The following is a 21,094-nucleotide window of genomic DNA, read 5'->3' on the forward strand; positions in this document are numbered from 1 at the left end:
AAATTGGCAGTAAGTTTGTTCTTACTGCCAAAGAGGTTGTTAACCGCCTTTAGAGACGATGAATTCTAAAATAGAAGCATAAAATTCTTCTTCATCAAATGTATCTGGTGGAACACCAACCACATCTAAATGGTCTTGGCTTACCACAGAAGACTTAGATGTCATTTGAGCAGAAGTTGGAGCATTTAAGTTACTTACATAACCAAGGCTTGTATTCACTGTGATCGAGTCGAAACAAAGTGCACATTCGTTGTATTGCAAACGATCACCCATTTGTTGTGAGTTGATCCCAACAAGTCCATCATCATCATTGTTACCACGAGTGCCATCACCTTTTCCAGCAGCACCATCATTATCACAATCATCTACACAATATCCATCACCATCAATGTTGTAAAATCCTTCTTTCAGAAGGTACAATGCTGGGTTTGTGTTGAGACTATCTTGTGCAGTGATGATAGATCCCCAATAAGCTGCATTACTTGAGTTTACGTTGTAATTCGTGTTAAATGCTTTCATTCCAGTGGTGATTCCATCTGTAGACGAATAGTCATTATAAACCAATTGTTTTGCTGCAGCAATCCCATCATTTCCAGATCCATAGATTGCGTTTCCGAAAAGTTTTGCTAGTGCGTTGACAACTGATGTCACACCTGGACCTAAATCAAGGATGTACTTCGCAGTAGGAGATCCTCTATGTGGACTTGAAACGGAGATAAGAGCATGGACAACTTGTCTACCATAACGTGCTCTTAATACAGCAGCTGCTTTTCTTGCATCAATTCCACCTTGTGAGTGACCAATGATATTCACTTTGGTTGCTCCCGTGGAGGTCATATAGTTTTGTATGCGATCTGCTAGTTGTGTTCCTCTGACTTCCGAAGATTGGAAGGGAGTTACACTTGCTGCTAACGCTTTTTGACTGGAGCTTATGCTACCGTTACACGCTGTTTCCAAAAACTCGTCACATGGATCACCTACGAAGGTACCATAGTCGTTACCAAAGTAGTAGTATCCGAGTAAGTTGTCGAATCCAGATAGTCCATGTGCGAACACAACTGGATATACCGTTTTTCTTGCGCCTGCATGTACCCCTGTTGTGAACAACAAGAGGGCGAGGAGGCAAACAAGATTTTTCTTTTTAGAGTTCATAAATCACCTCTGAACAATCTACAGATGTATTCCAGTTGTAGGAAAAAAGTCAAGTTAATTGTGTTAAATTTGGGTCATTTTGTTATTTCATGACATACTTAGTACTTAAACTATCATTTTTGACAGATTTGAGACACATTCACGGGAAATGCCTGAAGGGAATCCCCAAGTTTGTTAGGAAGGATGTATATGGATCGTCAAAGACCAAAGGGAGCAAATGTGAAAACTTTACGGAACGCTGATCGTTTCCAACAATGTCTGGGACTCACCATCATTTTTAGTCTCAGTTTTTTCCAATGCCAAAAAGAAAAGGATAATGAGACCTTAAATCTGTTAGCTGGGACAGCTCTTGCCTACCAAGCTTCCACATCAATCATCTGTACAAGCGAACAATTGAACAAAACGCAAAATGCAAGGATTTTCCAGACCAGTTTTGAATCCACGAGTGAGTTCTCAAACTTTTATAGTGTTCCTTCCCCTTACCAATCAGTGGATACACATGGACAAAGTACGGAACAAAAACGAACTGGAACCTATTCACACAAAGCAAACATTTCAGGGCTTGGTCCCACTTGTTTTTATCCACAAAATTGTAACCATAGAGGGTACCCCACGATTCAGCTAAACAAACTGGCGTCAGGTGGATTTAAAACACCAGTTTTAATTGAATTGTATGTGTATTTAGATATGGATTTAACGAGTAACCAAGATTGGTTTAGTTTTGCCACGTATTCAGCAGATCCCACAGATTTATGGCGGAGGGTGGTTCTTGTCAATATTGATGCGAGTGATTATGTATACCTCATGCATGTCCCAGTCCATAACCAAAATGTCCATACATACCAAGTCACAAACTTAAGTTTTCCGAGAAGGCAATGGAAAAAACTAACAACATGTTTGGATTTTTCTCCGCAAGGTGGGATGGCAAAGCTATGGGTGGATTCAACTTTAGTTTCGACAGCAAATGTTGCAGGTGGATGTGGAGTATTGGAACAAGCACATTTTGGTTTGTATGCCTCACCTACACTCAGTTCTGGCTCTATTTATAATGATGATTTGCGGATCCAAGAAGTGAGTGTCTGCCCTTAAAAAAAAGTTTCTGTAGGCTAATTAGCCATTGGATTTTTTTTAAGATGGTTTTGGTTTATAAACCTAATTCTTGTAAGTGTTTGATGGGAGAAAGTTGAAGGGAGGGGAACATACCTTCTACCTCTTTCCAATTGCCATGTGGGATATAAATATGACTAATTCCGATGCCTGCTAGTTCTTTGATACGCAAACTGATTTGGCCAACACTTCTCACTTCACCAGAAAGACCAACTTCGCCCAAGTAACCTGTTTCACGTGAGATGGGTTTGTCTCGAAACGAAGAAACAATCGAAGCCGTGATGGCAAGGTCTAAACTTGGTTCGTCGACACTCAGTCCACCTGCCAAATTACTAAAGATATCTGACTCTGACAAAGGAAGACCCAAATACTTTTCAATGACTGCAGAAAGTAAAATCACCCGGCGGTTATCAAGTCCTTCTGCCATACGCCGAGCTTGGCCAAACGCTGATTTGGTGACAAGGGCTTGTACTTCGACACTAATGGCGCGAGATCCTTCCATCACAGAAGATAAAACACTCCCAGACCTTTCTTCTGTTTCAGGTGATATGAATAAACGGTGGCGGTCGAGGACTTGTTTGAGTCCACCAAGCACCATTTCAAATATCGCAGTGTCCCCTACGGCTCCAAATCGATTTTTGACTGCTCGTAAAATGCGGTAATAATTAAAACGATCCCCTTCAAAGTACAATACTGTATCCACCAAATGTTCTAACACTTTTGGGCCTGCAATTTGTCCTTCTTTTGTGATATGACCAATGAGGAAAATGGGAACTGACGTACGTTTGGCGGTTTCTAAAAAAACTTGGGAAGACTCACGGAGTTGGGTGATGGTTCCTGCTTGGTTCACAAGACTTTCTTTTAATATCGTTTGGATAGAATCAATAAAAACAACTTTGGGTTGTAAATCCGTTATCATCTGCGAGATGTTTTCTGCATACACTTCGGATGACAAAAGGATATTTTTAGAGTTCACTCCCATCCGTTTGGCACGAAGACCAATTTGAGATGCTGATTCTTCTCCCGAGATATACAAAACAGTACCTTGGTTTGCGATGTTTTTTGCAGTTTCCAATACCAAAGTAGACTTACCCACACCCGGCTCACCTCCAACTAACACCAAACTTCCTGGAACAATCCCACCACCCAGTACCAAATCAAGTTCGCTAAATCCAGTGAGAGTCCTTGTGTGGGCATCACTTACAATCGAACCAATAGACTTTGGTTCTGTGTACTTTCTGTCCCTTGGTTTTGAGATATTGGGAGAATCAAACCTTCCTTGGGAAGTGTTCGTCATTTCTTCAATTTGGTTCCATTCACCACAAGATGGACATTTGCCTGCCCACCTGCTAAATGTATCTCCGCAAGCTTTACATTGGTATTGTGGGAGTTGTTTTTTTGCCATCAGTGTTCGAAGAGATTGTACACTTCGAGTAAATCAAGTTCCACTTGTGTTTCTAAAAAACCAAAACATTTTTCAGCAATGGCAAACCGGTTTTCACGGATCATCATCTCAGTCAAAATGGATTCTAACGAAATCAAAAACCGTACATCAGTGGAAGCATAGTCAACTTGGTCTTTGGTGAGAATTTTTTTCCCCCAATCGGAACTTTGGTTTTTTTTGTCGATGTTTTCCTCAAAAAACTCTCGTATCAATTCCTTTAACCCGTGTTTATCGGTATATGTTCGTGCCAATTTACTTGCGATTTTGGTACAAAATACATTTTGCACTTTGATACCAAGTCTTGCGCGAAGGAACGTCATGTCCATACGAGCAAAATGGAAAATTTTGGTAATTTCTTTTGATTCGAATAATTTTTGGATATGAGGGGCTTCTTTTTGGCCAGGGAGGATTTGAACTAAAGCGACTTTATTTTTAGAATCGGAAATTTGAACAACACAAAGCCTGTCCCTTCTGGGATTGAGCCCCATCATCTCACAATCGACTGCTAACCGGTCATCCTTTTTAAAGGCTTCAAAAAAATCTTCGTTCAGATCTCCTTGTAAAACGACTGGTTTTATAGTTGAACGTTTTTGGGTCATAATGGCTTACTATGGAAACCACCCTAACAAAATCATCAAATAGATTTTTCCAAGATGAAAATTCAATATAGAGTTCATAATTCCGTCACCATATCCAATTTCCTCCCTGTGAAAGCAGGTGTTTTCCAATCCGAATGTAAAAAATTCGAACTTTTACTCGCTACGACAAAAGACTCAAAGCTGGGAACTGTCCTAAGTCCCAAATTGATATGGCGGGAAAGTACAAGGCCTGAGGTTGGATTTTCAGTCGACCATCTCGAGTTAGAACTCACAGACCTACCAGAAGGGAATGGATTCAAAATGTTCCAACATGGTTACCAGTCCTGGTCCATTTCCAGAAAAGTGGAAAGTTCAGAAACAGACCGACCACCATTATTATCATTCCTACATTATTCCCAAGAAAACGTTTATTCCAAAAATGAATCCAAAGTAGGAAAGTTTATATCAGAATACCTCACTCTTCTTTATAACCAAGAGAACCAAAACGGTGTTTTGTATGCTCCATTAGAGGCAGGCGAATTTGGAACCAAATTCGAAGTCGTCTTTGGTAACGAGGGGAATGTAACTTCCGTTAGAGTAATTTATGATATCCATTGCCTCCCTGATTTACGTCCAAATGCAAAACTGAATATCTCAAAAATCAAAATTTTGTTTTTTAAAGGATCACCTGAAACTAAGTTATTAAAATACTTTGAGGAACTTGGTAAAAAAGAAGGTCCGACCAATTTACCCAAAAAAGTACCTACTGGATGGTGTTCTTGGTATTATTATTATACGAATATTGACCAAAAAACCATTTTGGACAACTTAACAAAAGTTAGGGAGCTCAATTTACCATTTGAGTTTTTCCAAATCGATGATGGTTACCAAAAAGAAATTGGAGATTGGCTTGTTCCCAATGAAAAATTTCCAGGTGGGATGAGAATCCTTGCTGACGAAATCAAACGAGTTGGTCTCAAACCCGGAATCTGGCTTGCTCCTTTCCTTGTCAGAAAAAAATCAGAATTTTTTCGTAAGTACCCTGAGGCCATTCTCAAAGACCAAAATGGAAAACCTGTCCCAGCCTTATACAATCCACTTTGGGGACGTGGTTACACATACGCACTCGACATCACTCATCCGACTGCCCTTGCCTACATAGAAAAAGTATTCACTACAATTGTGAAAGAATGGGGTTACCCTTATTTGAAACTTGATTTTTTGTATGCGGGACTTCTTCCAGGTGATGTGTACAACAAAACACTTTCTCCTCAAGCACGTTACCAAAATGCATTAGAACTCATTCGTAAAATTGTTGGGAAAAATACATTCCTATTGGGATGTGGAGCACCCATGTTACCATCCATCGGTTTTTTTGATGGTATGCGAATTTCGTGCGATGTGGCACCATTTTGGAATCCAGAGAGGATCAGAATCTTTTTAAAAGATCGAAATGCCCTTTGTACAAAAAAAGCTCTCATCAATGATATCACAAGGTCATCCATGCATAGACATTTGTGGCTCAATGATCCAGATTGTTTACTTGTTCGAAAGAAAAAGAACAAGATGAACGAAGCTCAGACAAAACTAATGGCTTCCGTCATGGCAGTGTCAGGTGGTATGTTACTAGTCTCGGATGATTTAACAAAATTGGAAACTGACAGATTGGATCTCTTAAAAAAAGCCTTCCAATTGAACAGAGAATGCCAAGCATACACTCCCATCCCCATTGGTATCTTTGAAAATGAATTCCCTCTCGCACTTTATAACCCTGGTGGCTATTTAGGCATTTGGAATCCAACAGAAGAAGAAAAAACGGTCAGGATTACCCTTCCACCAGGAGTCAAAACGAAAGCTCCGTTCCTTGACTTTTGGACTGGCACACGTGTGGATTTACAACCTGTCGATGGTGGTTTTGAAACAACTTTACCAGCTTTTGGTTCTGTTGTGGTTTCTGTTTAGGAAAGAAAATTCATTGACGTGTTTTGAAAAAAACTTATAATCTTTGCAATTCGACGTAAGAGGTTTTTTATGCGTTCCATGAAAATTTTCACGTTGTTATCTGCAATGGCTTTGTTCGTTTCAGTTAACAATTGTTCAATTTTAGATTCCGCTTCAGGAAGTGTTAGCCGTTTAGGAGTTTCAGTTTCTGATTCTACTTCTGCACTTGTAAAATCGATTTCAAAAAGTATTTCTTCTATTTCTGAAAGTGAAAAAGAAAAAGCAATGAACGAATACAAAGAAGATATCATTGCAAGTGTTGCCTTACAAATTCGCTACGAAAACCAAAAACAAGAATTAGAAAACCAACTCTCTTTGATTGCTAAAAAACATGGTGTAGTTGCATGGAAATCCAATCCATCTACTTACATTGCGATTGGACAAGGTTTAAAACAAGCTAACCTAACTCCTTCCGAAATGAAATTGGTAACAGAAGACATTTCAAAACAAAATGTAACCGTTGCTAAACTTGTTTCAAAAGGATACAACTTATAATTCACTTCTTTTTTGGGCGGAAGTATTCCGCCCTTTCAAAATCCCTTTTCATTCCTTGCATTTTTTTCTTTCTCTCATTCTCTGTTGCTTCAAAACCAACACCAAATCAACCCAATGAGTATGGCTTTTTGTACATTGATTCCAATTCTGGGCAATCCAGTGGGGGCCATTCTGCTCTCCTTTTAGGAGACCGCGTTTACCATTTACAGTATTCCTTTGATGACCAAATCTTTCATATTGTGAGAGAAAGTTGGAATGACTTTCGGTTCCAATACGGAGTCATCGAAAATCGAAATATTGAATTTTACAAATGGAACTTATCACCATCCGCCAAACAAACCTTACGCCAAAAATGGAATGAACTTTATTTGGTCCAAGAAACACATATCCAAAACCAAAAAGTTTTAGAAGAGGACTCGGAATCAAACGAACCACAAAAAAAAGAAAACATCTTCCAGAATACGAGGATTGGATTTGGATACTTTACCACTATCTTAGACCCAAACTCTCCAATCCCAAAACTTTTCCACTTCCAAAGAGAAGAACTCAAAAATACCAAATCCCAACTGGAGCAACTGAAATTAAATATAAGCGGTAAAATCTTTAATCAAACAAATGAGCCAATCATCTTACCAGATACATCTTCTCCCCTACGACTCGTATCAAGTATCCAAACGAAAACAAATCAATTGATCCAATGGGAACGAAAATTCTTTGTACGAAAGTTTTTACAAACTCCAGTTCTATTATATGAACAAGCCTTTGTCACACTCGAAGGAAAAGAATTTAATCTCACAAATGAAGAAATTCATATTTATAAAGATTACCAATCCAAACTCATCAAAGAGTTAAAAACCTGCATCCTTTCCAACGAATGCCAAGATTGGGAAGAGTTAACTTTATTACTTCGTGTTTTGTATCTCGAGAAATCGATTGGAAGTAAACAAATTGTTTTCCCTAAAAAGAATTTTACAGGATTTTCTTATTTAGAATTCACCGAACTGCCGAGTGCCGTTCTTAACACCAAAAAGAATGAATACGCTGTTCTATTTCTGGAAAAACGAAAGGATTTTCTCAGTGGTTACCATCCTATACAATTTTATAATTGGGAAACTTTTTTATCACATTACCAAAGTTTTATGGATGGTCTAACATACACTGAAGGTATCGAATTTAATTTAGTAGGAAAGAATCCATACCCACTTGATACAAATATAAGCCAAAACACAAAACCAGAGTTCACGATTACAGAATCACAAAACCAAGCAGAAATTTATACAAAAAAGATCCAAAACCTGTATTCATACAATTTAATATTCCAGAACTGCACGAATGAACTATTATATTATTTGAATCTTATGTTTCCCGATGGAAAAATTGGAGGAGAACAATTTTGGGATCCTTTATCCAATTCAATTTTTGGTCTCAATTTTATTCCATCCGTAGCAGCAATGAAATTGAGTTCAGACAAGTTTACAAAGGAAATAAGACTATATCCATCTTATCGCAATCTTAAACGAAACAATCTAAAAGTTTGGGAAGAGAAATACATAGTAGAACGATTTGTTCCTACTTCAAAAATATACCGACCCAATCCGATGGACCATTCGTTTTTATTTTTTACTGAAGAATCCATTTGGAATCGGCCTATTTTCGGTTTTGCCAATGCGGTATATGGTTTGGGTTATACGGGGATCGGTTTGATCAAGTCACCAATTGATAAAGGTCGAAATTTTTCCAAAGGAACGGAAACAATCTTTTATAGTTTACCTGAACTTTTTTTCTTTAATATACGGAAGGGTCATTTTCCATTGATAGCAGCAGAAGAAATTCCGGAAGAATATTACCACAACGAGTCACAATGAACTATTTATTCCTCTACCTACCGTATCTATTCCTTTTCATCGTTTTGTATCTTCCCACCAAACCTTGGTTTTTACCAAGTGATCAAATCACTTATCTTTACATTCTTTCATTTTTTATTTTCTTACAAACGATTGTTCTGATTTTCATCAAAAAAAATATTTTTAAGGAAGTTCGTTTTCTAAAATACCTTCCACCAAACTGGTGTATTGCTGGTTTTTATTTTTCATTTATGTTATGGTTTCCAATTCGCAATCGAAATTGGGGGGATGGATTATTACTTCTTGAAACCAATCTTTTAGAGACTAAACTTTTTGGATTCCAATTTACTTTGGATGAAATTTTAGAAAGTATCCTACATAGCAAATTTACAAGTATTCTTTCGTATTTTCAATTTGATGAAGACCCGATCCTTTCTTACTCAATCCTTTCCTATATTGCAGGGATTTTGATTCTCTCTGGATTTTTATGGTTAGGAAAAAAGAAACAAAAAGACCTTTCTATATTAGTTTTACTTTCTTCAGGTGGGATTTTACTTACCTTCGGGTATGCTGAAAACTATACATTAGTCACAGCCGTACACTTACTTCTTTATCTATTCCTAAATCGATTTTCACAAAATACCAAGGACAGTGACATACTATTGTATGGAAGCACGGCAATCGTCGCCATATCGATGTTATTTCATTTGGTGTCGGGGTACTTGGTGATATACCTTGTTTATTTATGGATTTTCCACTCTCCAAAAGAGAAAAAACTCAAACACTTAGTGATTTGTACCTTCCTTGGAGGTATCATTTTATTCCCTTGGTTTGTTTACTTTAGTGTATTTCATGATCCAACGGTTGATCGAAATAGTACCCATCTCATCCATCCTCCTTTTTATCCCATCAAACGTTGGGTTTCAACTAGCCATATCAAAGAGATTTTCTCTGTATTCTATTGGAATGTTTCTTTTTCTTCGTTTTTTCTCCTCTACCAATGGTATTTTCAAAAAGAAAAATGGAATCATTTCATCCAAAAACCAAATCACAAACTAATACTCGTTACGACTTTTGCTTTTATCCTCCATGGATTTTTACACAACCCACAACTAGGATTCCCTGCGGATTGGGATTTAATGGGATTTTATTGGTTGCCCATTACCGTTTTGGCATTTTTATATTGGAACTCAGAAACAGAATTACCAGTGGAGTGGATTCCCCTACTTTTACTTTGTGTAACTTTAGTTATGGTATCTGCTATGGAATTATCAAAAACAAATCCAAAAGATGAATTAGTTTGGCAAATTACAAAGAAAGCGATCACAAAGTATTCAATTGAAAATCAATCATTCATCCAAAGCCTACCTAAGGAAGATAAAAAGTTTTTTGCAAAAGGTGATTTTTTATTTTTTAAGGGAGAATACATTACAGATCAATTATGTGATTTTAAAGAAAAAAAATCCCTCATACAATCGATGAAAGATCATCGAAAAAATTGGAGAGAAGGATTTTTAAATAGGACATTCCAATCAAAAGAAAAATTAAATATTTTCCTGACAGACGCAACCAAAACGAATGTGTTGTATCTCAAATCTCTAGAAGCAAATAAGATATGTCATCCGAAGCTTTAGAAGATGTTTCCAAATATTGGATATAATTAGAAATTTCTGATTTCATTGCATCAATTCGATTTTCACCACCTGGCAATTGAACAAGTGTTTGTACCAGAGGGTGAGTGCTTGATGCAAGGAGTCCATCCGAATACAAAAATAAAATATCTCCAACTTCAGCCTGGATTTTATTTTCAGCAAATTCCATCTCTTTTAAAATCCCAAGGATCTGCCCAGATTGGTCTTGTAAGATCATAGGAGCCCGGCTTTCTTTTTGAAAAACAATAGGGAAAGGATGTCCACCCCTTGCATAGGTAATACTTTTTTCAATATGATTGACTACAATACTAATTGCTGTCATACTATGAGTTCCAATTTCATTACACAATTCACGATTCAATCGAGACAATAATTGTGAGGGAGCAATTGTAGTTGTACGAGCAAGTTCTTTATGAATGGTAGTCATAAGGATTGCTATGAGTCCAGATGTCACACCATGTCCTTCAATATCTCCCATAAGAATTAAAGTTCTGTTTTCATCTAGTGGAATGACTTGAAAAAAATCTCCTGATACAAAACTAACTGGTTTGATTTCAGAATAAATTTTACGTTTTAATACGGGTAAATTCATTGTTTTGGACTGAATTTTAGCAGCAAGCCTAAGATCTCGTTTGATCGATTCATCCATTGATTCTTTATCTTTTAAAAAATTATAATACTCGAATGCCCTTGAAATTGCTGCTTCAATTGATTTTGTATGAAATGGTTTTAAAATAAAATCGGATGCTCGATGATACAAAGAGGAAACAACAGTTTGGATGTCATGTTCCCCTGTCATCATTAAGACTTGGGTTTTGGAATCGATTGCTTTGATTTTAGGTAATACTTCCAATCCAGAAGTTTGTGGCATGTTGACATCTAAGAAGACTATTGGATTTTTTTCCCTTTCAAAGTATTCCAATCCTTGTAAAGGATTTGTGAAGTACCGAACAAAGTAACCCAAACCATTTACGATTAATTCTAATGTTTCACAGATTTCGGTATCATCATCTATGATGAGAATTTCAGGTTTGAAAGAATACTCGGACATCTACCATGATTATCGGAATATGATCCCCCTATTTTGAGACCAATCGGAATTTTAGTTTTCCTTTTACCTCATCCACACGACGGAAATAGGATTCATGAAAAACTTTTTTTTCAAGATACGGGTCCGTACAGGAAATCATTTCCCCATATTTCCATTCATAAGGTTCACCATTTTCATACTGAACTCTGTTTTGATGGATCTGAGACGATAAACTGCGAAGATTTGTCCCTCGAAAATTTTTAACTAGCGCACGAAATGTACCCTCTTTTTCGGGATCAATGAAACGAAATTTTCGAGAAAACAAAACAGCGTCATGAAAATATTCAGGAACATTAAAAGCACCCGATGTTCCAAGTCGTTTTGAAAGGACACGAATAAAATCTGTAAACTCATTTAGAACATTTAGCCCAGGATATTCCTGCCCAAAGTATAATTCTTTTTTAATGTCACCAGGTTCAAAATTTAAGTTTTGTGTGAGTAACCAATCGATATAGATCATTGGAAACTGTTCATCATCACCTTTTAACTGGAACTGAGACACTTTGAGACGTGTGTGAACTAAAATCTTTTTTGATTCAGTTTTGATATAAATACGATTGTCAAAATCATTGAGTATTTCGAGTTCAATGATGGGATTGTGAAATCCACGTTTTTCTACAGCAGAAATCATCCCCGAACTTACTAACAACTGTTCCACTTCATAGTGAGTGAAACGATTAAAAAGTTTGGGTTCCATGTTTAAGGAAGTATTCAGTTCTTTAGATACATCTACTAAAGATAAATCATCTAAATTTAACCAATCAGATTGATTTTTCTTTTTGTCTGTAGAAGAAAAAACTCCCATTATTTTTCACCAAATGCTGCGATTGTATTAAAATGAATTTCAACGGTGTCTCGAAAGTCTCTTGCATAACCACCAGCTAAAGTCACAACACAAGGGATGTTAAGTGATTCGGCAAATTTTTTAACCATCAAGTCTCTTTCTTTTAAACCTTTCATGGAAACTTTTAGTTCTCCAAGAGAATCATCCTCATAAGGATCAGCTCCTGCAACATAATAAATGATATTAGCATCAAAATCCTTTCGAATTTGATTTAATGAAGTATTGAGAATGGAAAGATATTCATCGTCTTTTATATTTGCTTCTAAATTCACATCTAAGTTAGATATTTCTTTCTTAGGGTAAAGATTGCCTTGGTGCATCGAAAATGTGAAAACTTTGTCATCATATTGAAAAATATACGAATTACCATTGCCTTGGTGTAAATCTAAGTCAATGATCAATGCATTTAGATTTGGTTTGGATTCTTTTTGTTTCCGAATGGCAATCGCAACATCATTCAAATAACAAAATCCCTCAGCTCTGTCAGGAAAACTATGATGGTAACCTCCACCCATATTGAAAGCAAACTGATGTTTGTCGGAAAGAACACTAGCATATATTGTTCCTCCCACTCCATACATAAAACTTTCCACAATACTTCGATTCAACGGTAATTCAGAATACATCGTACGTGTTGTATGTTCGTAACTAAAAAGATCATCGAGGTATTCTTTGGTGTGAACCAACTCTAAATCAGCATCATCTGCTTTTTTTGGCAAGAGGATATCCCATGATGCAAAAACAGGATCTCTTTTGACACGGTTATAAAGATGTGAGTACTTATGTGCAGGGAAAACATGACCAGGTAATTCGAGGTTGTACGAAGAATGGTAAATGAGAGCAAGTGCATTTGATGCCATTAAATTGATATTTCTGCGAAAAATGACACAAGTCAATTCAATCCATACAATTTACTTGCAGGAAAAATCAAAAAAGCCAAGCTTTGGGTCTATGCCTGTAGACGATAAAATCCCTCAAAAACGCACAAAAATTATATGTACCATTGGACCTGCTTCTGCAAATCGGGAAACCATTCTCAACTTAATTTACGCAGGTATGGACCTTGCTCGGATGAATTTTTCCCATTCCACTCATGATTACCACAAAGAGATATTCGAATTGATCCGTGAATGTGAACAAGAATCGGGAAAATCAATTGGGATTTTAGCAGATTTACAGGGTCCCAAAATACGTACGGGCAAATTGGGAACGGGCCCTATCGAATTAAAATCAGGTGACCAAATCGCAATCAACAACAAAGCAGATTTTATAGGAACCAAAGAGGAAATCGGATGCACCTACCAATACATTCTGAATGATATCGATGTTGGACATAAAATCCTCATTGATGATGGAAAACTTGCGTTTGTGGTAAAATCCAAAACAAAAGAACGAGCCATTTTGGAAACGGTAATTGGAGGAGTCTTAAAAGACAATAAAGGAATCAATTTACCAGGCACACCCATTTCTGCACCTGCTCTTTCTGAAAAAGACATCGAAGACCTACAATTTGCACTTTCACTGGGAGTTGATTATATTGCCTTATCATTTGTTAGACGAGCAAGTGATCTAGAAATGGCACGCCAATTTATGAAAGACAGTTACGCAGGACTCATCGCAAAAATTGAAAGACCTGAAGCCATTCAAAACATCGAAGAAATCATCGACCATTGTGACGGGATCATGATTGCAAGAGGTGATTTAGGTGTAGAACTTGACACTCAATATGTCCCTATCATCCAAAAAGAAATGATCACAAAACTCAATCAAAGAGGAAAACCAGTTATAACCGCCACACAAATGTTAGAGACAATGATCGACAATCCAAGACCAACTAGGGCTGAAGCAAGTGATGTGGCGAATGCTGTGATGGATGGAACCGACGCAGTTATGTTATCTGGCGAAACTGCTTCTGGAAAATATCCCGTTGAAACGGTTAAAACGATGACTAGTATCATCCAAGCAGCAGAAGAATCTGAAATTTATTTGTCACATTTAAGAAGTATGGACCGTTCTGAATTTGAAGTAGAACGAACAGCTCTTGGAAGTGCTGCAGAATCAATTTCTAGATCCATACATGCGAAAGCCATTATCAACTTCACTAGGTCCGGTTATTCTTCTTTGTTATCTTCAGAGTTTCGTCCACTCAATCCAATTTATTCTTTCACTCCCTTCTTAGGTACAGCAAGAAAGATGCAATTGTTTTGGGGTGTTGAATCCTATGTGATGCCAATGATGGATAAGTTCCCTGATATGATCGCGTTTATGAGTAAAACTTTAAAATCTGAAGGAAAACTAAAATCGGGAGATACTGTTGTGATTTTGTCAGGTGCTCCAGGTTCCGTGGCACAAACAGTTGATTTTATCCAGATTCACAAAATCAAATAACAAATGTTTTATGAATTCCTTGGGCGGCAATCACACTTGTCGTCCAAGCATTTTGAAAATTAAAACCGCCAGTGATTCCATCCACATCGATCACTTCACCCACAAAAAACAAACCTGGACAAACTTTACTCTCCATAGTTTGGAATTGGATTTCTTTGCGGTTCACTCCACCAGCAGTCACAAACTCTTCTTTAAAAACACCTTTTGCAACCATTTGTAATTTTTTTTGTGTTAAGTTTAAGGATATATTTCTAATTTCGGATTTACTCAAATCCGAATAACGTTTGTTCGCCTGAATTCCGGATTCTTTTAGTATCCATTCAAAAAATCGAGAAGGTAATTTCCAGTTAGGATCTTGTGCGATTTTTTCACTTGGCGAAGTTTCTTTTTTTTTCAAATACAAATCTTCAACAAACTGAGTGGATTCACCACCAACCCAATTCACTGACAATTCAACATGGTAATTGGCATCAAATAAAGTCCTTGCTTCCCAAGCTGATAATCGAAGTGCACATGGACCACTGAGACCCCAATGGGTAATGAGGATTGGACCTTTTTGAGGTTTTCCTTTTGGTAAAATTTTAATTTCTGCATGGGGAACAACTAGCCCAGTTAATTCCATCAAATCGGTATTTTCTAAAGTTAACGTAAACAAAGAAGGTACTGGGTTTATAATAGAATGTCCTAGTTTTTCAATCATACTCCAAACTTTTCGGTTTGAACCTGTTGCAAGGACAACGGCATCAAAAAATTCCTCTTTACCACCTTCCCATAAAAGTCGAAATGATTCGGTATCTTTTTCCGTTTTATAAATTCCAACTAATCCTTGTTCAAAGTGGATTGGGATTTTATTTTTTTTTAGTTCATTTAAAAAACAATCGATGATGGTTTCTGACTTGTCTGTAGTAGGAAACATTCTGCCATCTGCTTCTGCTTTCAGTGTTACACCTCTTTTGGCAAACCAATCGATTGTATCTTTAGGTTGGAAGGTTTCAAATGCCCAACGTAATTCTTTTTGGCCTCGCGGATAACGCAGTGACAGTTGTTCGGGATCAAACAACTGGTGTGTTACATTACATCTGCCACCACCAGACACACGAAGTTTGGCGAGTGGTTCTTTACTCCTCTCAAAAATTTGAATGGAGACATTCCCAGAGAAAGCATCAAACAATTGGTTGGCGACAAAACAACCTGAAGCACCTGCGCCAATAATCGCTATTTTGGGTTTTTTACCCAAACCTCACCACTCTCCTGTATTTGGCATGGAAACCCATGGTTCTTTTGGAGGTAAGGGATTTCCTTTTTGTAATAACTCAATCGATATTAGATCAGGCGACCTAACAAAAGCCATACGACCATCCCTAGGCGGTCTGTTGATGATGACTCCCATCGATTGGATTTTTTCGCAGGTTTCATAAATGTTATCAACTTCATATGCCAGGTGACCAAAATTCCTTCCTACCGAATAGGGTTCAGCTTGGTCCCAATTATAAGTAAGTTCGATTTCGGAACTGTCATTTTCTTCAGTGGATACAAATACTAACGTGAATTTACCTTCTGGGTAGTCCTTCTGGCGTGAAACTTTCAGGCCTAATATATCCACAAAAAAATGGAGAGCTTTCTCCAGATTTTGGACACGAATCATCGTATGTAAATATTTCATAGTTTTGTGCTTCTAAGATTTAAAAAAATATAAGAGCAGAAATAGCCAAGAGAAATACTTAGGAATTTCCACAGAAAACCACTCTTTTTTCCCTTCCAATAATTTTCCAAGGGAATAAAATGAAAAAACTAACAAAACAAAAACAGAAGATACTTCTAATAGTTGATACAAGTGCATACGTTTCAAGAAATACAATGTGAGAGCCGTAGGGAATAGAAATTGGATAAACAAAAACACTCGATACAATATAGTTCCTGATGCTTTGTGATACACTGGGTTATGTACTTTGTTACGTAATTCTAAATAATGGTGTGACAACCACAGTTTGGGATCTCTGACACCTCGGTCCATCACCGCTTGTAAATCATCGGGGCGAACAGATGGATAGGAAAAAAAGGAAACTATCCCTTGCCATTTATTTTTAGTATGAATCAAATCCGAGAATAAATCTTTTAATACATGCACATTGGCATTAATGGGATCATAACTATGTAGTTGTGTTGTGAGTCCATACCTTGGTTCAAATGTTTCTTCACAATAGGTTCCAAAAATTTTATCCCAGATGATAAAAACACCACCGTAATTTTTATCAATGTATTCTGGATTCATCGCATGGTGTACCCTGTGATGAGATGGTGTGACAAATATTGACTCAAACCAATTTGGTAATTTATGGATCGCACGAGTATGTACCCAAAATTGGTAAGTGCGATTGAGTGCATCGATGATCAAATAAGATTCAACAGGAAAACCCAATAGAGCAAGAGGCAAATAAAACATTCCTATCCCGATATTTCTGATAAAGGACTGCCTAAGTGCTACGGACAAATTGAACTCTTCGCTAGAATGGTGAACAACGTGAGATGCCCACAAAATCTTAATTTCATGACTATATCGGTGAGCAAGATAAAACAAAAAATCCAAAAGTACAAATAAAACCAACCAATGGAGAAAGGAAGATGGAGCTAAATAGAATTTGGAAAGTGTTTCTATACCGAAGGATAAATGATATAGTTTATCATAAACGAACACAAGACCGAGTAATACCAAACCATCGAAGATTCGACTCAACACACCTAAACTCAAATCGGTGAGAGAGTCTTCGAAAAAATAGAATTCTTTCTTTTTGATTCGAGTGTAAACGATCTCGATGATCATGAGTAAAAAATAAAAAGGAACAATGGATTCAATCAGTCTCATAAACTTACCTTAACGATGTATCTATCGATAAGAAAGAAGAAAGGAAAGCAAGTACCTTTCCTAGGATTTTCTATTTTGCCTAAAATTTAATTTTACGTTTATCCCCAAAGATTGCGTTCGTTATTGAATGGGATACCAACTCAATAACGAACATGGAAATTATTTTAATTGTTTACTCAAATCTATATTCAATTCTGTGAATGCGTTATTGAGAGCTGAATTCCATCCAATGACAAGTGCTTCTGCATCCTTTTTTTCGATCGTGATATTTTGTTTGTATGTTTTTCGAAACACTGGTGAAGAAATACTGTTCATATCTTCATAAACAACAACTTCAAATTCCACAACAGCCTTTGGTTCTTTGGATCGAAAATCTCCGTACAATTGTGATAAATTTAGTTCGATGTAATGAGTTACATTCACTCTTGTGTGTAAATTTGCATCCCATTCAAAATTTCCTGAACGTATTAGAGATTTCGAAAATTCCTCTTTGAAGTTATGCGATGGAGGAATAAAAAATCCATTATAAAAATCGGATTCATAAACAGCATTGTCCTTTCGGTATACAAACTCTTTTCCTTCAAATCTTTGCGAGATAAATACTTTTCGTACAAAAAAGGTTCTTGGTTTGGGGGGAGAAAACAACTGTTTTGTATCATTTGTCTCGATTAAAAAAAATCTTTTTTCGGGGAAAGTTTTACTCACACCAAAACATTGTGTGAGTAAAATACCCAATAAACTAACTGTAAATAAGCGGATCAAAAATTTCATGAAAATCATTTCCAAAGTTTAGACTTGTTTGGTGCTTCTCCAAATAAAAATTGGGAAGGGTATTTTTTCGCATTGGATGTCACTTCCTTTAAGTCTTCTGAAGCAATTCGTAAGTTTTCAATAGAAGTAGAAATATCACCTTGGTTTGCCGCGAGTAATGTATCCAATCGTTTGAGTGTTGTTTGTAGTTGTGAAACAGATTGGTCTAATTTTTTAGGAAGATTTTGAGTTTCAGGGCTTGCGATAAGTGCTTTTACCTCTCCATTCGTTTTCCGTAAGTCCACAAGTAATGACGTTGCTTCCCTGGAAAGGTCACCAAGCCTTGCATCTAAAATCGTTTGGTTTAAGTTTTTGATCAAATCACCAACACCCATTAGAATTTTATCTACATCAGCTTTTTCTACCTTATCAAAAAACTTATCAACAGAAGCTGTAAATCTTGAGATGGTACTTGGAGCAGAGGGAATATAAACTGTTTTTGGTTCCCACTCAATGGATAGAGGAGGATTTTTTTCAGGATTTAAATAATCCACTTCTAAATATGCTGTTCCAGTTAATCCTTGTGAGGCGAGACGGACACGAAGACCACTTTGAATCATCCTTTCTACAGTCTTTTTTAAATCATTCCCATATACACCTTTCACAAAATCAGGAACTGACATTTTAATGAGAACATACCTTCCATACCTAAGAGCCGTATCTTCGTTTAGTTTATCTGCATACTCATTTTGCACAAATGTAATTTCTTGGACTGTTCCTACCTTTACACCTCTATGTTTCACGGGAGATCCAATATCTAAACCTTGGACCGACTCATCAAAGTAAGTTTCTAAACTGACTGACCTTTGGAAAATATTCCCAGCCGTGAAAACGATGAGAAAAAGAATTAGAGTAAAAAAACTAACTAAAACAAAAATTCCAACTTTAAAATAGATTTTATTGGATTGGTTCATAAGGGATTACTCTCCTGTGGGATTCGATTGAAAAATTGTCTTACAAAAGGATCTTTTGATTTTTCTTTTAAGTCTTTCGGTTTTCCTTCGGCTATGATTCCTTTTTTTGATTTATCTAACACAATCACACGATCAGCCATTGTAAACACTGATGGTAATTCATGTGTTACGATCACAAAAGTAACACCTAAGGTTCTCGACAAACGGATGATTAAATAATCAAGCTCTACGCTAGTAATGGGATCAAGACCGGCACTTGGTTCGTCCAAAAAAATAATTTCAGGATCCATCGCCATTGCTCTTGCGATGGCAGCACGTTTTTTCATTCCCCCTGATAATTCAGACGGACTCAAATGAGCAAATGGAAATAATCCTACCATTTTCAATTTGGTCATAACAATCTCATTCATGATAGGCAGTGGTAAGTCAGTAAATTCTTCTAATGGCAGTCTGACATTTTCTAAAAGAGACATGGAACCAAACAATGCACTTTGTTGGTACATAACACCGATTCGGTTCCAGATTGACACTTTTTGTTTGCCTTCTGCAAGAACGATGTCATCCTCATCAATCCATATCCTTCCACTGAATGGTTTTGTTAAACCAATCATGTTCTTAAGCACTGTTGATTTCCCACAACCAGATCCACCTAGGATCCCAAAGATTTCTCCTTTATAAACATCAAAAGAAATATCTTCCATGATCACAGAGTGGCCATATCCAGTTGTTAGGTGTTCGACACGAATGATTGGTTTCTCGTTCATATGCGTAAGTAAAAATATAGGACAGAAAAAATTCCATCTAAGATGGAAACTAATATGATTGAACCTACGACTGCCGATGTGGTGGATTCACCGACAGCTCCAGCTCCTGATGCTGTTTTTAACCCTCGGTAACAACCGATGGAAGCAATGATCATTCCAAAAAAATAGGATTTTAAGAGTCCTCCTAAAATATCGGAAAGCCCAACAGCAATGTTCACTTGGTTGACAAAAGTAATGAGAGGGAATCCAAAACTCACAAGCACAACTGCTCCACCAATGAGACCAAATAAGTTAAACACTATGGTAAGAAGTGGTGTGACGATGAGAGAGGCAACAAGCCTTGGGATGATGAGAAATTGTACGGGAGGAAGACCCATCGTTGTCAATGCATCAATTTCTTCTGATACTTTCATGGTTCCAAGTTCTGCAGCAAATGCAGAGCCAGACCTTCCTGATAAAATGAAAGCAGTCATAAGAGGACCCAGTTCTCGGAATAGAGATAATCCGACAAGGTTTGCAACAAAGATCTCGGCGCCAAATTTTCTCATTGGAATGGCAGATTGGAAAGACATGATCAGTCCCAGTAAAAATCCAATCATGGCGATGATGGGAAACGCATTCACACCCATGGATTCCGCTACACGGAAACTATCTTTCCATCGGATCTTGGATGGGTGTAAAAAAGAACGCCAAAAGGAAACAGTGAGTTCACCTGTAAAAGTGATCAGATACTTGAATTCCAATAAGGAATCGATGGTTAGTTTTCCAATTTGTTCTGATTTGCGAAGGGCTATTGCAAATTGTTCTTGGTATTTTTTGCTATCATCATTCGTGATGTTGAGTCGGTATTGGAATTTTTCATCTAATCCATATAAGGCGAACTGTATTTTCTTCGATTCACATTCGGTTCTTACTAATTTTAGAAATGATATTCCAGATGAGTCAGATTCTTTTAATTTTTGAGCAAATATTGAGATATTTCTGGGAGTGTTTTTCGAAATACTTTCCAAAAATGTAACCCAATCTTTTGAAACTTCTTTTGTATTAAAAATTTCGGGTAAGTGAATTTCTAAGGTATTTCCTTCCCACAAAAATGAAGATTGTCTTTGGTTAGATTCCACGTTTCAAACGTAAAACTAATTCAGAAC

The 21,094-nt window shown here is 37.0% G+C and carries 19 protein-coding genes; 6 read left to right on the plus strand and 13 right to left on the minus strand.

What is annotated here, in order from left to right; all coding sequences use genetic code 11:
* Positions 1-39 precede the first annotated feature (39 nt).
* On the minus strand, positions 40-1,152 hold the full coding sequence (locus tag CH354_RS01435) for a lipase family alpha/beta hydrolase (RefSeq protein WP_100718399.1): 1,113 nt from the start codon (positions 1,150-1,152) through the stop codon (positions 40-42).
* Between the two features lie 189 nt (positions 1,153-1,341).
* Here CH354_RS01435 and CH354_RS01440 point away from each other — a divergent pair, with 189 nt between their 5' ends.
* Entirely contained in the window at positions 1,342-2,241 is a 900-nt protein-coding gene (locus CH354_RS01440; RefSeq protein WP_243395914.1) for a polysaccharide lyase, read from the plus strand.
* A gap of 55 nt (positions 2,242-2,296) precedes the next feature.
* Here CH354_RS01440 and radA read toward each other — a convergent pair whose 3' ends face one another.
* Both radA and CH354_RS01450 read right to left on the minus strand, forming a co-directional pair.
* A complete protein-coding gene (radA, locus tag CH354_RS01445; RefSeq protein ID WP_100728820.1) occupies positions 2,297-3,664 on the minus strand; it encodes a DNA repair protein RadA in 1,368 nt (455 codons plus the stop codon).
* Positions 3,664-4,302, minus strand: coding sequence for a ribonuclease D (locus CH354_RS01450; protein ID WP_100728821.1), 639 nt, complete (start codon positions 4,300-4,302; stop codon positions 3,664-3,666). Before CH354_RS01450 ends, radA begins: the two co-directional genes overlap by 1 nt.
* A gap of 54 nt (positions 4,303-4,356) precedes the next feature.
* On the opposite strand from CH354_RS01450, the gene CH354_RS01455 reads away from it, so the two are divergent.
* The 4 genes from CH354_RS01455 (at position 4,357) to CH354_RS01470 (ending at position 10,255) form a co-directional block, all read left to right on the plus strand.
* Positions 4,357-6,243, plus strand: a complete 1,887-nt coding sequence (locus CH354_RS01455) for a glycoside hydrolase family 36 protein (protein ID WP_100728822.1) — start codon at positions 4,357-4,359, stop codon at positions 6,241-6,243.
* 78 nt (positions 6,244-6,321) lie between these two features.
* Positions 6,322-6,777, plus strand: a complete 456-nt coding sequence (locus CH354_RS01460) for a putative lipoprotein (RefSeq protein WP_238760568.1) — start codon at positions 6,322-6,324, stop codon at positions 6,775-6,777.
* A 128-nt stretch (positions 6,778-6,905) separates the two neighbouring features.
* The gene (locus CH354_RS01465; RefSeq protein ID WP_100729003.1) at positions 6,906-8,642 is read left to right on the plus strand and encodes a hypothetical protein; all 1,737 of its coding nucleotides are present in this window, start codon (positions 6,906-6,908) and stop codon (positions 8,640-8,642) included.
* On the plus strand, positions 8,639-10,255 hold the full coding sequence (locus CH354_RS01470) for a dolichyl-phosphate-mannose--protein mannosyltransferase (protein WP_100729002.1): 1,617 nt from the start codon (positions 8,639-8,641) through the stop codon (positions 10,253-10,255). The genes CH354_RS01465 and CH354_RS01470 overlap by 4 nt, the downstream gene beginning before the upstream one ends.
* Here the strand turns inward: CH354_RS01470 and CH354_RS01475 are convergent.
* The 3 genes from CH354_RS01475 to CH354_RS01485 are packed head-to-tail and all read right to left on the minus strand — an operon-like array spanning position 10,212 to position 13,067.
* Positions 10,212-11,324, minus strand: a complete 1,113-nt coding sequence (locus tag CH354_RS01475) for a SpoIIE family protein phosphatase (RefSeq protein WP_100718392.1) — start codon at positions 11,322-11,324, stop codon at positions 10,212-10,214. The two genes, CH354_RS01470 and CH354_RS01475, sit on opposite strands and share 44 nt — an antisense overlap.
* Before the next feature lie 28 nt (positions 11,325-11,352).
* Positions 11,353-12,168, minus strand: coding sequence for a hypothetical protein (locus CH354_RS01480; protein WP_100729001.1), 816 nt, complete (start codon positions 12,166-12,168; stop codon positions 11,353-11,355).
* Positions 12,168-13,067, minus strand: coding sequence for a histone deacetylase family protein (locus tag CH354_RS01485; protein ID WP_100729000.1), 900 nt, complete (start codon positions 13,065-13,067; stop codon positions 12,168-12,170). The genes CH354_RS01480 and CH354_RS01485 overlap by 1 nt, the downstream gene beginning before the upstream one ends.
* A 91-nt stretch (positions 13,068-13,158) precedes the next feature.
* Between CH354_RS01485 and pyk the strand changes: the two genes are divergently transcribed.
* Positions 13,159-14,595 carry a pyruvate kinase gene (pyk, locus tag CH354_RS01490; RefSeq protein WP_100718422.1) on the plus strand — a complete coding sequence of 479 codons (1,437 nt, stop codon included), beginning with the start codon at positions 13,159-13,161 and terminating at the stop codon, positions 14,593-14,595.
* Here the strand turns inward: pyk and CH354_RS01495 are convergent.
* The 7 genes from CH354_RS01495 to CH354_RS01525 form a co-directional block, all read right to left on the minus strand.
* Complete coding sequence (locus CH354_RS01495; protein WP_100728463.1) at positions 14,588-15,832, minus strand: BaiN/RdsA family NAD(P)/FAD-dependent oxidoreductase; 1,245 nt, start codon at positions 15,830-15,832, stop codon at positions 14,588-14,590. The genes pyk and CH354_RS01495 overlap by 8 nt on opposite strands.
* 3 nt (positions 15,833-15,835) lie before the next feature.
* The gene (locus CH354_RS01500) at positions 15,836-16,258 is read right to left on the minus strand and encodes a VOC family protein (RefSeq protein ID WP_100726240.1); all 423 of its coding nucleotides are present in this window, start codon (positions 16,256-16,258) and stop codon (positions 15,836-15,838) included.
* A gap of 12 nt (positions 16,259-16,270) precedes the next feature.
* A complete protein-coding gene (locus tag CH354_RS01505; protein WP_100726239.1) occupies positions 16,271-17,458 on the minus strand; it encodes a sterol desaturase family protein in 1,188 nt (395 codons plus the stop codon).
* A gap of 159 nt (positions 17,459-17,617) precedes the next feature.
* Positions 17,618-18,229 carry an ABC-type transport auxiliary lipoprotein, LBF_0736 family gene (locus CH354_RS01510; RefSeq protein WP_100718421.1) on the minus strand — a complete coding sequence of 204 codons (612 nt, stop codon included), beginning with the start codon at positions 18,227-18,229 and terminating at the stop codon, positions 17,618-17,620.
* 5 nt (positions 18,230-18,234) lie between these two features.
* The gene (locus tag CH354_RS01515; RefSeq protein WP_100718386.1) at positions 18,235-19,182 is read right to left on the minus strand and encodes an MlaD family protein; all 948 of its coding nucleotides are present in this window, start codon (positions 19,180-19,182) and stop codon (positions 18,235-18,237) included.
* A complete protein-coding gene (locus tag CH354_RS01520) occupies positions 19,179-19,946 on the minus strand; it encodes an ABC transporter ATP-binding protein (protein ID WP_100726238.1) in 768 nt (255 codons plus the stop codon). Before CH354_RS01520 ends, CH354_RS01515 begins: the two co-directional genes overlap by 4 nt.
* Positions 19,943-21,067: an MlaE family ABC transporter permease gene (locus CH354_RS01525; protein ID WP_100726237.1), complete on the minus strand. Its 1,125-nt coding sequence runs from the start codon at positions 21,065-21,067 to the stop codon at positions 19,943-19,945. Before CH354_RS01525 ends, CH354_RS01520 begins: the two co-directional genes overlap by 4 nt.
* Positions 21,068-21,094 lie beyond the last annotated feature (27 nt).

It is taken from the genome of Leptospira levettii, assembly GCF_002812085.1.
In the GTDB taxonomy this organism is placed as follows: domain Bacteria; phylum Spirochaetota; class Leptospiria; order Leptospirales; family Leptospiraceae; genus Leptospira_A; species Leptospira_A levettii.